Below are 285 nucleotides of genomic sequence, written 5' to 3' on the forward strand. Positions count from 1 at the left end.
CTCTACACCATGAACCACGCCGAGGATCGCTTCGTGCTGGTGAACAGCGAGTTCGTCCCGCTCTACCAGGCGGTGGCGGGGCAGCTGGCCACGGTGGAGCGGACCATCCTGCTCACCGACGGCGCGGAGAAGAGCGCGGAACTGCCCGGCCGGGTCGGCGAATACGAGTCGCTGCGGGCCGCGGCCAGCCCGCGCTACGACTTCCCCGATTTCGACGAGAACTCCATCGCCACCACCTTCTACACCACCGGCACCACCGGCAATCCGAAAGGTGTGTATTTCAGC

1 protein-coding gene is annotated in these 285 nt (G+C 66.0%); it reads left to right on the forward strand.

Annotated elements, in window-relative coordinates:
• Window positions 1-285: AMP-binding protein (locus WDW90_RS39055; RefSeq protein WP_336492989.1), on the forward strand; the 285-nt coding region annotated here is incomplete at both ends.

Source organism: Methylobacterium nigriterrae (assembly GCF_037106235.1).
In the GTDB taxonomy this organism is placed as follows: Bacteria; Pseudomonadota; Alphaproteobacteria; order Rhizobiales; family Beijerinckiaceae; genus Methylobacterium; species Methylobacterium nigriterrae.